Origin of the sequence: Leclercia sp., from assembly GCF_036780805.1 — a bacterium.
Taxonomy (GTDB): domain Bacteria; phylum Pseudomonadota; class Gammaproteobacteria; order Enterobacterales; family Enterobacteriaceae; genus Enterobacter.
In genome coordinates this window covers 1,668,010-1,681,202 of sequence record NZ_DAIQCE010000001.1, presented here as the reverse complement: position 1 = coordinate 1,681,202, position 13,193 = coordinate 1,668,010, and the positions used below count along the sequence as shown (strand labels likewise).

The 13,193-nt window shown below is 58.7% G+C and carries 16 protein-coding genes; 5 read left to right on the top strand and 11 right to left on the bottom strand.

Annotated elements, in window-relative coordinates; genetic code table 11:
- Nucleotides 1-16 precede the first annotated feature (16 nt).
- Nucleotides 17-1,945, top strand: coding sequence for a putative bifunctional diguanylate cyclase/phosphodiesterase (locus tag V7Q49_RS08000; protein WP_333850190.1), 1,929 nt, complete (start codon nucleotides 17-19; stop codon nucleotides 1,943-1,945).
- 36 nt (nucleotides 1,946-1,981) lie between these two features.
- Here V7Q49_RS08000 and V7Q49_RS07995 read toward each other — a convergent pair whose 3' ends face one another.
- A complete protein-coding gene (locus V7Q49_RS07995; protein ID WP_333850189.1) occupies nucleotides 1,982-2,434 on the bottom strand; it encodes a winged helix-turn-helix transcriptional regulator in 453 nt (150 codons plus the stop codon).
- 148 nt (nucleotides 2,435-2,582) lie between these two features.
- Here V7Q49_RS07995 and agp point away from each other — a divergent pair, with 148 nt between their 5' ends.
- Nucleotides 2,583-3,824: a bifunctional glucose-1-phosphatase/inositol phosphatase gene (gene agp, locus V7Q49_RS07990; RefSeq protein ID WP_333850188.1), complete on the top strand. Its 1,242-nt coding sequence runs from the start codon at nucleotides 2,583-2,585 to the stop codon at nucleotides 3,822-3,824.
- Nucleotides 3,825-3,922: 98 nt separating this feature from the next.
- On the opposite strand, the gene V7Q49_RS07985 is transcribed toward agp, so the two are convergent.
- Nucleotides 3,923-4,150, bottom strand: coding sequence for a YccJ family protein (locus V7Q49_RS07985; protein ID WP_333850187.1), 228 nt, complete (start codon nucleotides 4,148-4,150; stop codon nucleotides 3,923-3,925).
- A gap of 20 nt (nucleotides 4,151-4,170) precedes the next feature.
- Nucleotides 4,171-4,767 carry an NAD(P)H:quinone oxidoreductase gene (gene wrbA, locus V7Q49_RS07980; protein ID WP_333850186.1) on the bottom strand — a complete coding sequence of 199 codons (597 nt, stop codon included), beginning with the start codon at nucleotides 4,765-4,767 and terminating at the stop codon, nucleotides 4,171-4,173.
- Between the two features lie 394 nt (nucleotides 4,768-5,161).
- Here wrbA and V7Q49_RS07975 point away from each other — a divergent pair, with 394 nt between their 5' ends.
- Together V7Q49_RS07975 and V7Q49_RS07970 are read left to right on the top strand one after the other, a co-directional pair.
- Nucleotides 5,162-5,338: a general stress protein gene (locus V7Q49_RS07975; RefSeq protein ID WP_333850185.1), complete on the top strand. Its 177-nt coding sequence runs from the start codon at nucleotides 5,162-5,164 to the stop codon at nucleotides 5,336-5,338.
- A 141-nt stretch (nucleotides 5,339-5,479) separates the two neighbouring features.
- Complete coding sequence (locus V7Q49_RS07970) at nucleotides 5,480-6,403, top strand: DMT family transporter (RefSeq protein WP_333850184.1); 924 nt, start codon at nucleotides 5,480-5,482, stop codon at nucleotides 6,401-6,403.
- Here the strand turns inward: V7Q49_RS07970 and rutG are convergent.
- The 7 genes from rutG to rutA are packed head-to-tail and all read right to left on the bottom strand — an operon-like array spanning nucleotide 6,391 to nucleotide 11,832.
- Nucleotides 6,391-7,722: a pyrimidine utilization transport protein G gene (gene rutG, locus V7Q49_RS07965; RefSeq protein WP_333850183.1), complete on the bottom strand. Its 1,332-nt coding sequence runs from the start codon at nucleotides 7,720-7,722 to the stop codon at nucleotides 6,391-6,393. The two genes, V7Q49_RS07970 and rutG, sit on opposite strands and share 13 nt — an antisense overlap.
- 20 nt (nucleotides 7,723-7,742) lie before the next feature.
- Nucleotides 7,743-8,234: an NADH-dependent FMN reductase RutF gene (rutF, locus tag V7Q49_RS07960; RefSeq protein ID WP_333850182.1), complete on the bottom strand. Its 492-nt coding sequence runs from the start codon at nucleotides 8,232-8,234 to the stop codon at nucleotides 7,743-7,745.
- Nucleotides 8,235-8,243: 9 nt separating this feature from the next.
- Nucleotides 8,244-8,834 (bottom strand): malonic semialdehyde reductase, encoded by a 591-nt coding sequence (locus V7Q49_RS07955; protein ID WP_333850181.1) that lies wholly within the window; start codon nucleotides 8,832-8,834, stop codon nucleotides 8,244-8,246.
- Nucleotides 8,831-9,643: a pyrimidine utilization protein D gene (gene rutD / locus V7Q49_RS07950; protein WP_333850180.1), complete on the bottom strand. Its 813-nt coding sequence runs from the start codon at nucleotides 9,641-9,643 to the stop codon at nucleotides 8,831-8,833. The genes V7Q49_RS07955 and rutD overlap by 4 nt, the downstream gene beginning before the upstream one ends.
- A gap of 7 nt (nucleotides 9,644-9,650) precedes the next feature.
- The gene (gene rutC, locus V7Q49_RS07945) at nucleotides 9,651-10,037 is read right to left on the bottom strand and encodes a pyrimidine utilization protein C (RefSeq protein WP_106992667.1); all 387 of its coding nucleotides are present in this window, start codon (nucleotides 10,035-10,037) and stop codon (nucleotides 9,651-9,653) included.
- 11 nt (nucleotides 10,038-10,048) lie between these two features.
- Complete coding sequence (gene rutB / locus V7Q49_RS07940; protein WP_333850179.1) at nucleotides 10,049-10,741, bottom strand: pyrimidine utilization protein B; 693 nt, start codon at nucleotides 10,739-10,741, stop codon at nucleotides 10,049-10,051.
- Nucleotides 10,741-11,832 carry a pyrimidine utilization protein A gene (rutA, locus tag V7Q49_RS07935; RefSeq protein ID WP_333850178.1) on the bottom strand — a complete coding sequence of 364 codons (1,092 nt, stop codon included), beginning with the start codon at nucleotides 11,830-11,832 and terminating at the stop codon, nucleotides 10,741-10,743. The genes rutB and rutA overlap by 1 nt, the downstream gene beginning before the upstream one ends.
- Nucleotides 11,833-12,122: 290 nt before the next feature.
- Here rutA and rutR point away from each other — a divergent pair, with 290 nt between their 5' ends.
- Nucleotides 12,123-12,761, top strand: coding sequence for an HTH-type transcriptional regulator RutR (gene rutR, locus V7Q49_RS07930; RefSeq protein WP_333850177.1), 639 nt, complete (start codon nucleotides 12,123-12,125; stop codon nucleotides 12,759-12,761).
- Here the strand turns inward: rutR and V7Q49_RS07925 are convergent.
- Nucleotides 12,758-13,153 carry a lysozyme inhibitor LprI family protein gene (locus V7Q49_RS07925; protein WP_333850176.1) on the bottom strand — a complete coding sequence of 132 codons (396 nt, stop codon included), beginning with the start codon at nucleotides 13,151-13,153 and terminating at the stop codon, nucleotides 12,758-12,760. The genes rutR and V7Q49_RS07925 overlap by 4 nt on opposite strands.
- Nucleotides 13,154-13,193: the final 40 nt, after the last annotated feature.

Below are 13,193 nucleotides of genomic sequence, written 5' to 3'. Positions count from 1 at the left end.
CGGTCAGGAGAGCATCATGAACAGGATACTGGCGGGCATCATTTTTTTCCTTTTCATCTCGACGGGATACATCTCTTTTCTTGTGCATGAAAGGCAACAGGAGTTGCAAAAGCTGACCCATTACACTGATTCATGGTCTGCTGCACAGCTGGTATCCGAATATTACCGATTCGAATCGGTGATTGGTCTTTATACTATCGATGATACGCTGTCGATCGATGATGTCCGCCTGCGTCTTGACATTATGCTCAGCCAGAGTGATTTAACGAAAGAAGGTGATTTAGGGCTGTATATAGAAAGCAATAAAGCGCATCGTGAACTGGCTGAACAACTTGAAACGATACTGAAATATCTGGATGTCCATCTTGAGAGAATGGAACGGTCCGAACTCGAGACCTACCTGAAAAAAATGCATACGCTGGATGCGCCGCTCAGCCGACTTTCATCCGGCGCATTAGATAAAGACGTTAACTCGATTAATAGCGCCAACCTTAAAATTCAGACGCTGTATTATGTCTATTCAGCGACCTCTGTACTGCTGATAATACTCAGCGCCATACTCGGTGCGCTGATATTCTATCAGAACAGAAATATTCAGCAGGCACATATTCAGGTGACAAGCCTGGCGGAAGAGTTGCAGACGTCAAAAGAACAACTGCAAATTCAGAACGCACAGCTGGAATATGACGTTTACCACGACTCGCTTACCGGGATGAATAACCGCCAGTTTTTCTGGGATAATTTAAAAAAGATAACCGAGACGGCGGAAAAAAATAAAAATTCTGTGGCGGTGATGCTCTTTGATTTAGATCGCTTCAAGGAGGTCAATGATACCTGGGGTCATGATGCCGGTGACAGATTATTACGGCAGATAGCCCAGCGCCTGGTCTCGATGAGCCTGACGTCAGAAACGCTCTATCGCTTAGGTGGAGATGAATTTGCCTTTCTCTCGAGTGGCCTGACTGAAAACAGTGCGGTATCCCGCGCGCAAAAAATATGTGATTCAATCAACCAGCCCTACACCATCGATAACACGATTATTAACATCGCCACCTGCGTGGGTATTGTTATTTCTGAAACGGAACGCCGCGCCGACTATCTCTATAAATTTGCCGATCTGGCCCTGTATGAAGCCAAAAAAGAGGGCTCCGGTCAGATTAAAGTCTTCCGCCAGCACATGTTGGACAAACTGCAGGAAAGCAGAACCCTTGAACATGATATGGCCATGGCATTAGTGAACAAAGAGTTCGTGGTGTATTACCAGCCGATCGTCGATTCGTTCAGCCAGGAAATTTACAGCTATGAAGCCCTTATTCGCTGGATACACCCTCTGAAGGGGCTGCTGGCGCCGGATAGCTTTATTCCTGTTGCTGAAAAAACAGGAATGATTAACGAGATGGGGAAATCCGTGCTGGAAATGGCCTGCCGGGAAGCGGCTACCTGGGCGATTCCGGCAAAAATTTCAGTCAACGTCTCTCCTGTCCAGCTCAGCAGCAACGTCTTTGCCGAAATCGTGATGTCCATTCTGAAGGAGACAGGGCTGCCGGCTAACCGTCTTGAACTGGAAGTGACGGAGTCTTCTCTCTTTACCGAAAGCAGTACGCCGATGACGACCCTTAACATGCTCAAAGATTTGGGCGTGAAAATCTCCATCGATGATTTTGGTACGGGTTATTCATCTCTTTCACGGCTGAGTAAGCTGGCCTTCGATAAAATCAAAATAGACAAATCCTTTGTGCATTCGATATCTGTTCAGGATGACGCCCTGACGATAATTAAACTCATCACCGGCATGGCGAAGTCACTGAATATGAAAACGGTGGCAGAAGGCGTGGAAACGCTGGAACAGCTGGAAAGCCTACAGGCACTGGGCTGCGATCTCGCTCAGGGCTATCTGTTTGGTAAGCCGCAGCCGGGTATCGACGGGCGGATCAGAAACGGTTAAATCGCCTCGCTGTGAATTGAACGGGGCGATGCCCCATCACCTCTGCGTCACCGGATACTTCGCCACTACCTCATCGGGACCAAGCTCCCGTCCGTCACTTGCCACCATCGCCAGCTTGCGCAGCGGCTGCCGATCTCGTGCATCCACCAGCACCGTTCCGACATCCCCCTCAGCAAACAGATGCGCATTCCCCCACTGGGAGAGCGCCAGCAGCACGGTTTGCAGGGCGCGGCCTTTGTCCGTCAGGACATACTCCTGCCAGGCACTGCCGTCTGAGGCGGGTTGCAGCACCAGGATCCCCTCGTCGACCAGCAGTTTTAGCCGGGCCGCCAGCATGTTTTTTGCGATGCCAAGGCTCTTCTGAAACTCACCAAAACGCGTCACCCCACTCAGGGCATCGCGCACAATCAGCAGTGACCACCAGTCACCGATAATATCCAGCGAGCGGGCAACAGGGCAGGAACTCTCTTCAAGGCGGGTACGTTTCACGGGGACTCCTTATCAGCGGTGAGTTTTATTATAAAACCAATAGCCGCTGACGTACAAAGTAAGCCGTCAGTTTGCGGGTGGGCTCCAGGTAATCCGTCACAAATCTGTCACACTGTTTACGACGATAAAACAGAGTGAGGAATTAGGGATGAGAAAAGCACTAATCGCTGCCGCCGTGGCGGGCAGCATCGGCCTTTCCTGCGGCGTCCAGGCGCAAACCGCGCCGGAAGGGTATCAGCTGGAACAGGTTTTGATCATGAGCCGTCATAACCTGCGCGCGCCGCTGGCCAATAACGGCAGTGTGCTCGAGCAGTCGACGCCAGAAAAATGGCCGGAGTGGGATGTGCCAGGCGGGCAGCTCACCACCAAAGGCGGCGTGCTGGAGGTCTACATGGGCCACTACATGCGCGAGTGGCTGGCGGAGGAGGGGGTGGTAACCGCCGGGGAGTGCCCGACGGCGAACAGCGTCTATGCCTACGCCAACAGCCTGCAGCGCACGGTCGCTACGGCGCAGTTCTTCATTACCGGAGCGTTCCCGGGCTGCGATGTGCCGGTGCACCATCAGGAACAAATGGGCACCATGGACCCAACCTTTAACCCGGTGATCACCGACAACTCTCCTGAATTCCGCGAGAAAGCCCTGCAGGCGATGAACAACGAGCGCCAGGGGATGAAGCTCGACGAGAGCTACCAGCTGCTGGAGCAGATGACCGACTATAAGGATTCCCCTTCCTGCAAAGAGAAACAGGTCTGTTCCCTCACCGAGGCGAAAGACACCTACAGCGCCGAGTACCAGAAAGAGCCCGGCGTCTCCGGGCCACTGAAGGTGGGGAACTCGCTGGTGGATGCGTTCACCCTGCAATATTACGAAGGTTTCCCGCTGGATCAGGTGGCGTGGGGCGAGATCAAAACCGACCAGCAGTGGCGCGTGCTGTCCCAGCTGAAAAACGGCTATCAGGACTCGCTGTTTACCTCGGCGGAGGTGGCGCGGAACGTGGCGAAACCGCTGGTGAAGTATATCGACACCGCGCTGGTCACCGACCGGGCGAAGGCCCCGAAGGTCACCCTGCTGGTGGGGCATGACTCCAACATCGCCTCGCTGCTGAAAGCCCTCGACTTCAAACCTTATCAGCTGCCCGGCCAGTACGAGCGCACGCCGATTGGCGGCAAAATCGTCTTCCAGCGCTGGCACGATAAGACCGGCAACCGTGATTTGATGAAAATTGAGTATGTGTATCAGAGTACGGAGCAGCTGCGTAATGCCCAGGTGCTGACGTTAAAAGCCCCGGCACAGCGCGTCACGCTGGAGCTGAACGGCTGTCCGGTGGATGCGGACGGGTTCTGTCCGGTGGAGACCTTTAATACGCTGTTGAATACGGCGGCGCAGTAAGTATTGTTCCCTCTCCCCAGCGGGGGAGAGGGAACAAAGCGTCGGGTGGCGCTTCGCTTACCCGACCTACAAGACCCAGGGGAAAGGGGGGAAAACGATCAAACGTTTTTGCGCTCGATGGTCTGCTCGCCCCAGAACAGCGAGTCTTTGTCGGTTTTGTCGAAGGCTAACACCAGCACTTCATCACTGCCTTCCTCCCAGATTTTCTCTGCCAGTTTTTCGTCATATTTCGCGACTTCAAAAATCGCCTCGGCGATCTCCGGTGACGTATTACGTAAACGCGCAAATTCGCCCACGCGATGTGCTTTAGCTTCTTGTGTTGGCATAGTCATCCTCCTGTTGAGCATTAAGCTTTCAGTTTAGCAGCCAGACCGGCGACGTATTCACCCTGATAGCGGGCAATGTTCAGTTCCGCTTCCGACGGCTGGCGCGAGCCATCACCACCGGCAATGGTCGTCGCACCATACGGCGTACCGCCGCGAACCTGGGAAATATCAAACAGCTCCGGCGTACCGTATCCAATCGGCACAATCACCATCCCATGATGGGCAAGGGTGGTCCAGGTCGAGGTGATGGTCTGTTCCTGGCCGCCGCCGGTGCCGGTGGAGCTGAAAACGCTGGCGATCTTGCCGTGCAACGCGTTCTTCACCCATAGCCCGCCCGTCTGGTCGAGGAAGGTGCGCATCTGCCCGGCCATGTTGCCGAAGCGCGTCGGGGTGCCAAAAATAATGGCGTCGTAATCGCCCAGCTCCTGCGGAGAGGCTTCCGGCGCGCTCTGCGCTTTCCCCCCGGCTTTGGCAAAGGCTTCCGCCTGCATGGTCTCCGGTACGCGTTTGATCACCACCTCAGCTCCCTCAACTTTCCTGGCGCCGTCCGCCACTGCATGAGCCATGGTTTCGATGTGTCCGTACATGGAATAGTAGAGCACCAGAATTTTCGCCATTTCGCTTCACTCCTCGCATGATTTTTGAAGGCAGCGGCATGCTGCACTCTTTTAAAGATATGACGTGACAGCGAGACTGCAAATCTGGACGCCATTTATTTGATTTCAAACAAAAAAACAGAAGCTTCTTCTTTCGTAGCAAAATGACACATTTTCGCTATTGTGAATTTCTGGAATGATAAGAATGGCTTATGCTTCCGTTTCGACGAGCGTCATACGAAAGGCTGATATCGTATTGCAGGATATTACGGTTAGCTGGATGTATGCTCATACTCCACTAAGCTTAGGTTCACGTGGCGCAGATACTGGCACTTTTTTAGCGCCGCCAGGTGAAAGAGTTCGCTTTCACTCAAAGCAGTATGAAAACTTATGTTTTTAACTCTGGAGGTCCGACATGGCAAACCATCGTGGTGGGTCAGGTAATTTTGCAGAAGACCGTGAAAGAGCATCAGAAGCAGGACGTAAAGGTGGCCAGCAAAGCGGGGGGAACTTTAAAAACGACCCTCAACGCGCATCCGAAGCTGGCAAAAAAGGGGGCAAAAATAGCCATGGCGGTAGCAGGAACAGTTAAGTTACTGCCGTCTGAAGTATGGGTCTCATGACCACTGGCACCCCCCGCCGCCGGGATCCCCGGCGGTTTTTTTACGCCTGTTATTGAAGTGTTATCAAATTCCTTCCACACTAGCGGATTGACTCTTTGTGCTGGTGCCCCATGTCCTCCTCCCGTTATGCCTTTTCGATCAAACCGCAGGAAGCGATCCTGATCCTTATCACCATGTTCTGGGGCGGGACATTTCTTGCCGTACAGTACGCCGTCACGCTCAGCGATCCCTTCTTCTTCGTCGGCCTGCGCTTCGCCACGGCGGCCATTGCGGTGGCGATCATCTCCCTGAAAACCTTGCCCGGCCTGACCATGACCGAGCTTAAAGCTGGCCTGGCGATCGGCGTCTCGATTGCGATGGGCTACAGCCTGCAAACCTGGGGTTTACAAAGCATTCCCAGCAGTAAATCGGCCTTTATTACCGCCATGTATGTTCCGCTGGTGCCGCTGTTGCAGTGGCTGTGCCTGCGCCGCATGCCGGGCGTGATGTCCTGTATCGGCATTGTGCTGGCCTTTATTGGCCTGATCCTGCTGGCGGGGCCGGACGATAACCTGCTGGCGCTCGGAAAGGGGGAGATAATCACCCTGGTGGGGGCGGTGGCCATTGCCGCGGAGATTATTTTGATCAGCGCCTGGGCCGGAAAGGTGGACGTCAAGCGCGTTACCGTCGTGCAGCTGGCGACCGCCTCGCTGGTGGCGTTTCTGGCCATGATCCCGGCGGGGGAGTCCGTCCCACCGCTCTCCTCGGGATTAGTGATTGTCGCCCTTGGACTGGGGATTTTTAGCGCCATTATTCAGGTCACGATGAACTGGGCCCAGCGCAGCGTCTCCCCAACCCGGGCCACGGTGATCTATACCGGGGAGCCGGTGTGGGCGGGGATCTTTGGTCGTCTGGCCGGGGAACGCCTGCCGCTCCTCGCCCTGGTGGGGGCGGCTTTTATTATCGCCGGCGTGCTGGTGAGCGAGCTGAAGCTGAAGAGAAAGAAAAAGGCGCTGGCGGAGGCCGACAGCGCCACGCTGGATCAAGGCTCCTGAGTCATGACGTCGCCGCCCTGGGTGACTCCCGCCATCCGGCGGCTGAGCAGGGCGTTAAGCGCAATCGCGCCAAAGGTGGCGGTGCCGATCCCGCCCAGGGTAAAGCCGCCGAGGGAGAGGGCAAAATCACCCGCTCCCAGCACCAGGGTCACGGCGACCATAATCAGGTTGCCGTTCTGGCTCAGATCGACCCGGTTCTGCACCCAGATCCGCGCCCCGGCCACCGCAATCAGGCCAAACACCACAATCGACGCCCCGCCAATCACCGCCGCCGGGATGGTGTGGATCAGCGCGCCAAATTTAGGTGAAAACCCGAGCAGCATCGCGATGATCGCCGCCGCCACGAACACCAGCGTCGAGTAGACTTTGGTCACCGCCATCACGCCGATATTCTCGGCATAGGTGGTCACGCCGCTGCCGCCTACCGAGCCCGAGAGCATGGTCGCCAGCCCGTCACCGACAAAGGCCCGGCCCATCCACGGATCCATATTGCGCCCGGTCATTCCGGCTACCGCCTTCAGGTGACCGAGGTTTTCTGCCACCAGGATCACCGCCACCGGGGCGATCAGCATCATCGCCTGGCCGTTAAAGGTGGGCGAGGTCAGCTGCGGCAGGCCGAACCACGCCGCCTGCTGCACGAGGGCGAAATCAACCGGTTTGCCGAACCCGAAGACGCTGGTCACCAGGGCGTAGATCAGGCAGGCGAGGATCAGCCCCACCAGAATCAGCAGACGCTGGATCATCCCCCGGGTAAACACCGCCACCAGGCCGATGCACAGCACCGTCACCACCGCCATCCAGCTGTCAAAGGCCGAGCCGGAGACGCCTTTCACGGCGATAGGGGCCAGGTTCAGGCCAATCGCCATTACCACCGCCCCGGTGACCACCGGCGGCATCAGCCGCTCGATCCAGCGGGTGCCGAGCTTCATCACCACCAGACCAATCGCCGTGTAGATCGCGCCGCAGGCGATAATCCCGCCTAAGGCCACGCTCAGCTGCGGGTTGATGCCCTGGCCGTTAAAGCCGGTGGCGGCAATCACCACCCCGACAAAGGCCGCGCTGGAGCCCAGATAGCTCGGCACCCGTCCGCCGGTGATGAAGAAGAACAGCAGAGTGCCGATCCCCGACATCAGTATCGACAGGTTGGGATCCAGCCCCATCAGAATGGGCATCAGCACCGTGGCGCCAAACATCGCCACCGCGTGCTGCACCCCCATCACCGCGGTTTGCGCCAGCGGGAGGCGTTCATCCGGCGCGACCACGCCGCGTTCTGAGGAGGTCGATTTCAACTGCCAGTGAGGAAAACCGAATAGTGCCATCAGCTGCTCCTTAAGGAGGGTTAACAGGCGGGTCGCATCAGGGCGTGGTAGCCGCGGTCAAACCACACCAGGCCCTGCGGCACCGGGTGGCGGGTAATTGCAACGATCTCGCAAAACAGAATGTCGTGGGTGCCGACGCTCACCACCTGGCTAATCCGGCAGTCGAACGAGGCCAGCGCGTCCGCCAGACGCGGGCAGCCGGTCTCCCCGGTCTGCCACTGGGCGGCGGCGAAGCGATCCGCCATCGGGGTTTTGCCCCCGAACAAATTCGACAGCGACTCCTGCCCGGCGCTGAGGGTGTTAACGCACAGGGTGCGGTTGTCATTAAACACCGGCCACACCGAGGCGCCGCGATTGAGGCACACCAGCAATGTGGGCGGCGAATCGGTAACGCTGCATACCGCGCTGGCGGTAAAGCCTGCCTCTCCGGCCGGGCCGTCGGTGGTGATGATGTTTACCGCCGCCCCCAGACAGGCCATGGCATCGCGAAAGGCTTGTTTATCAATGTTCATGGTCGCTCCTTATACCAGCCCGCAGGCGTCGTCAAAGCTCAGACGAGGCAGTCGCCCGTAAAGCTTGCTGTTATCGCCGTAGCCGATGTTGATCAGCAGATTGCTTCTCAGGTTGCTGCCGGTGAAAAAGGCCGCATCCACCTTCTCCCGGTCGAAGCCGGACAGCGGCCCGGTATCAAGCCCCAGCGCCCGGCAGGCGACGATCAGATAGGCCGCCTGCAGGGTGCTGTTGCGAAAGGCGGTCTCCTCCGCCAGCTGCGGGCTGGCGGTAAACCAGCTCCGGGCATCGCCGTGGGGAAACAGCTCCGGCAGCCGATCGTAAAACTGGCTGTCCCAGGCGACGATGGCCGTCACCGGGGCGGTGAGGGTCTTTTGCAGGTTGCCGCTGGAGAGCGCCGGGCGCAGCTTCTCTTTGCTTTCCGCGGTGCGGACAAAAACCATCCGCGCCGGGGAGCAGTTGGCGGAGGTCGGGCCCCACTTCATGAGGTCGTAAATTTCGCGCAGCGTCTCGTCGCTGACCGGGCGATCCAGCCAGCCGTTGTGGGTGCGCGCTTCGGTAAACAGCGCATGCTGCGCGGTCGGGGTGATGGCTTCACTCATGGCAACTCCTTCGATAAGCGTTGGTGGCGGTGCAGCAGGCTGGCGAGCCCGTTTTGCAGCAGGGCGTTGAAAACCTCCGGCTCGGTGACGTTGCAGGCGTGGCCGCCCCGAGGCATCACCGTGATGACGCTGTCGGGCAGGGCGGCGTGCAGCTGCGATGAGCAGACGGCAGGCACCAGCAGATCGTCGGCGGAACAGATAATCTGCACCGGGCAGCGGATATGCGCCGCCTGGCGGCTGAAGTCGGCCCGCTTCAGGGCATTCAGCCGGCGCAGCAGGGTGGTTTTACCCTGGAAATGGGCCAGCGCCAGCGCCTCCTCGGCCTCCATGCGCGGCTGGCGGGCGGCCATCCAGTCGGCAGGATAGAGAAACAGCGGCTGGGCCTCCACCCAGGCCTGTGCGCCACCGGCGTGCAGCAGCCGCTCGCGCACCTGGAAGCAGCGCCGGGTATGGGGATGCAGCGTCAGCCAGCCGTTGACGCACACCAGCGCGCTCAGCGCGTCGGGACGATCCACCGCCAGCTGCATACCAATCAGCGCCCCCAGCGCATGGCCGACCAGGCTAAAGCGCGTAATGCCCGCGGTCTCCAGCGCCTGCCACAGCTCATCGGCCATCCGGGCCAGGCTGTAGTCCTCCGGCAGTTCGCCGGAATTGTTGCCGGTGCCGCGCTGGTCGTAACAGACCACCTGATACTCCTGCTCCAGGTCGGCCAGCTGGGGCAGCCAGTAGCTGCCGCTGCCCCCCAGCCCGGCGATCAGCACCACCACCGGCGCATCCGCAAAGGGCGGGGGTGAAATGGACAGTTTCATGGCAACCTCACCGGCCAATGTGGGCGATGGTGGCGATCTCCACCAGCGCCTCGGGTTTCACCAGCCCGCACTGAATGCAGAACCGCGCCGGTTTATCGCCGGGGAAAAACTCGGCGTAGATCTCGTTAATCGCGGCGTAGTTTTTCCAGTCGGTAATAAAGATGCTGTTGAAGGTCACGTCCGCCATCGTCCCGCCCGCCGTTTCGATAACGCGCTGGATGGTCTGCAACACGTGGCGGGTTTGCGCCTTTGGGTCATCGGGAAACACCACGTTGTTGTGGGCGTCGAACGGCAGGGTGCCCGAGACGTAGACCACGCCGTCCGCCAGGGTGCCGGGCACAAACGGGGCAATCGGGGTGCTGGTGCCCGGGGGAATAATCACAGATTTCGGCATTCGGTCTCTCCTCAGGCGATACGGGCATAGGCGGCGGGGGACAGGGCATCGCAGAAGGTGGCGACGTCAGTAACCCAGCCAAAAAAGGTTTCGATATTGAACAGCGCGGCCTGCTGGGCAAACGCCGGTCCGGCCTGGTGGGTAGCGTCTTCCAGCACCACGCCGAAATACTCGAGGAAGAAGCCGTCGCGCAGGGTCGACTCCACGCAGACGTTGGTGGCGATGCCGGTGAAGATCAGGTGGCGGATCCCGCGGCTGCGCAAAATGCTGTCCAGCGGGGTATTAAAGAAGCCGCTGTAGCGTGGTTTCGGCAGCACGATATCCCCTGACTCCGGCACCAGCTCGTTCACCAGCTGGTAATCCCAGCCGCCTTTCGCCAGCAGCTTGCCCTGTAGCTCCGGGCGCTGGCGCATGGTTTTCAGCGCATTCGATTTATGGAAGTTGGGCGAGCCGGGGCCGCCCGCCTCCACGTACTGTTCATCCCAGCCGTTCTGGAACCAGATAATCTGGATCCCGGCGGCGCGCGCGGCGGCCACCGCGGTGCGGATATTGTCGATCACCGGCCGGGTGGCGGAGACGTCAAACCCGGCGAGGTCGAGATAACCCCCGGGGCTGGCGTAGGCATTCTGCATGTCCACCACGATCAGCGCGCTGTGCTGCGGGTCAAAGGTAATGGCTTCCGGGCGTGCGGGTAATGTCGTCATTACGCCACCTCCTTCGTTAAGGCAGGAAGATGAGCGCGGCACGTCATCAGCGGCTGGATGCGCTCGCCGAAGTTTTCAATCCCGGCAATAAAGTCATCAAAGGTCAGCAGTACCCCTTCGGCGCCCGGCACGCTGGCGACCTCATCGAGCATCCGCGCCACGCTGGCGTAAGAGCCCACCAGGGTGCCCATATTGATATTGACCGCCGAAGTCGGGTCGGCCATCTGCCGCACGTTGGTATCCGCCCCGGAGCGGGTGTCCTTCTGGCTTTGCTCGCTGAGCCAGCTCAGGGCTTCGTCGTCGGCCCCGGCTTTGTAGTGTTCCCACTTCGCCCGCGCCGCCTCGTCGGTTTCGTCGGCAATCACCATAAACAGCACGTAGGAGCCCACCTCGCGCCCGGTTTTCTCTGCCGCCTGCTTCATGCGCGCGGCGGTAGGGGCGAAGGCCGCCGGGGTGTTGACCCCTTTGCCGAAGCAGAAGTTGAAGTCGGCATATTTCGCCGAGAATTCCATCCCGGCATCGCTCTGCCCGGCGCAGATCACCTTCATCGGCACCGACGGCTGCGGGCTGACCCGGCAGTCGTTCATGGTGAAGAACTCGCCTTTGAAATCGCTCTTGCCGGTGCCCCACAGATCCCGCAGCACCTGGACATACTCGGTGAGGTAGTCGTAGCGCTTAGAGAAGTACTCATCCCCCGGCCAGAGCCCCATCTGCTCGTACTCCGGCTTCTGCCAGCCGGTGACGAGGTTAACGCCAAAGCGCCCGCCGGAGATGGTGTCGATGGTCGAGGCCATCCGCGCCACGATGGCCGGAGGCAGGGTGAGGGTGGCGGCGGTGGCGTAGATCTGGATCCGCGAGGTGACCGCTGCCAGCCCGGCCATCAGGGTGAAGGACTCCAGGTTGTGATCCCAGAACTCGGTTTTGCCGCCGAAGCCGCGCAGCTTGATCATCGACAGGGCAAAGTCGAAGTGGTAGTGCTCCGCCTTTTGCACAATGGCCTTGTTCAGCTCGAAGGTCGGCTTGTACTGCGGCGCGTGGGTGGAGATCAACCAGCCGTTATTGCCAATGGGAACGAATACGCCAATTTTCATCACGAACCTCTCTTCATCTCAACATGGGGGTGAAAGTCAGACGTGGCGCTGCATCCTGCATCTCCTGTTCAGCCGCGTAAGCCTGTTTTGCAAAGGGAATGCCAGTTTTGAAATTGATAATGTTATTAATGTGTTAACTGATGGTTGATAAAATGCAGGCGGCAAAAGTGGACTGTCTGGTCAAAATAGTTGCACACAAAGCAGGCAGTCGTGCGCGGTGGCGGTGCAGATTGTCGTGGTCGCACTGGGGTTTTTGCTATGCTGGGAGCAGATCAACAAGGAGCGAGCCCATGGCACAAGGCGCAGTGAAAACAACCGGTAAACGTTCGCAGGCGGTGAGCGCGAAAAAACAGGCGATCCTCTCGGCGGCGCTGGAGACCTTTTCGCAGTTTGGCATTCACGGCACGCGGCTGGAGCAGGTTGCCGAGCTGGCGGGGGTGTCAAAAACCAATCTGCTCTACTACTTCCCCTCGAAAGAGGCGCTGTACGTTTCCGTCCTGCAGCAGATCCTTGATATCTGGCTGGCGCCGCTGAAGGCGTTTCGGGAAGAGCTGACCCCGCTGGTGGCGATCCAGCAGTATATCCGCCTCAAGCTGGAGGTCTCCCGGGACTATCCCCAGGCGTCGCGGCTGTTCTGCCTGGAGATGCTGCAGGGGGCACCGCTGCTGAAAACGGTGCTGAGTGGGGATATGAAATCGCTGGTGGATGAGAAGTCGGCGATCGTTGCCGGGTGGGTGGCCACCGGGAAACTGGCCCCGGTGGATCCGCACCATCTGATCTTTATGATTTGGGCCGCTACCCAGCACTACGCCGACTTTTCCGCCCAGGTGGAGGCGGTGACCGGCAAGTCGCTCAAGGATGACGACTTCTTCCACAGCACCGTGGATAACGTGCAGCGGATGATTATCGAAGGCATTCGGGTGCGTTAATGCGCCGGCGGAAGAGGGCAGCTCAAATCGCCTTCTTCACACTGCATCAACGAGGCCAGATACGCTTCCCGTTCATTGGTTTTCTCGGCCAGACACTGGTTGACGATCATCGGCTGAACGGAGCCGCCCTCGGTGCCCGAGCCGATTAAGGCGCAGTCGGCATCACGCAGGGCGATCCACGCCTGTTGGGCTTTTTGCAGCAGATCGCGCTGGGGCGCGGCGGCGCGCTTGATCGCCGTCTGATACGTCTGGTTCAGGGTTTTATCCGCTGCCTGATATTGTTGCGCAGCACAGGTGCTCATTTCAGTCTGGTTGCTGAGGCTGGCGCACTCATCTGCCAGGGCGCTGGTGCTCAGCAGTAAGGCGGCACCGGCAATAAACGCTCGTTTCATGTTTTCCCTCCGAATAAAAAAGCCGGATGCGCTGCGCTTA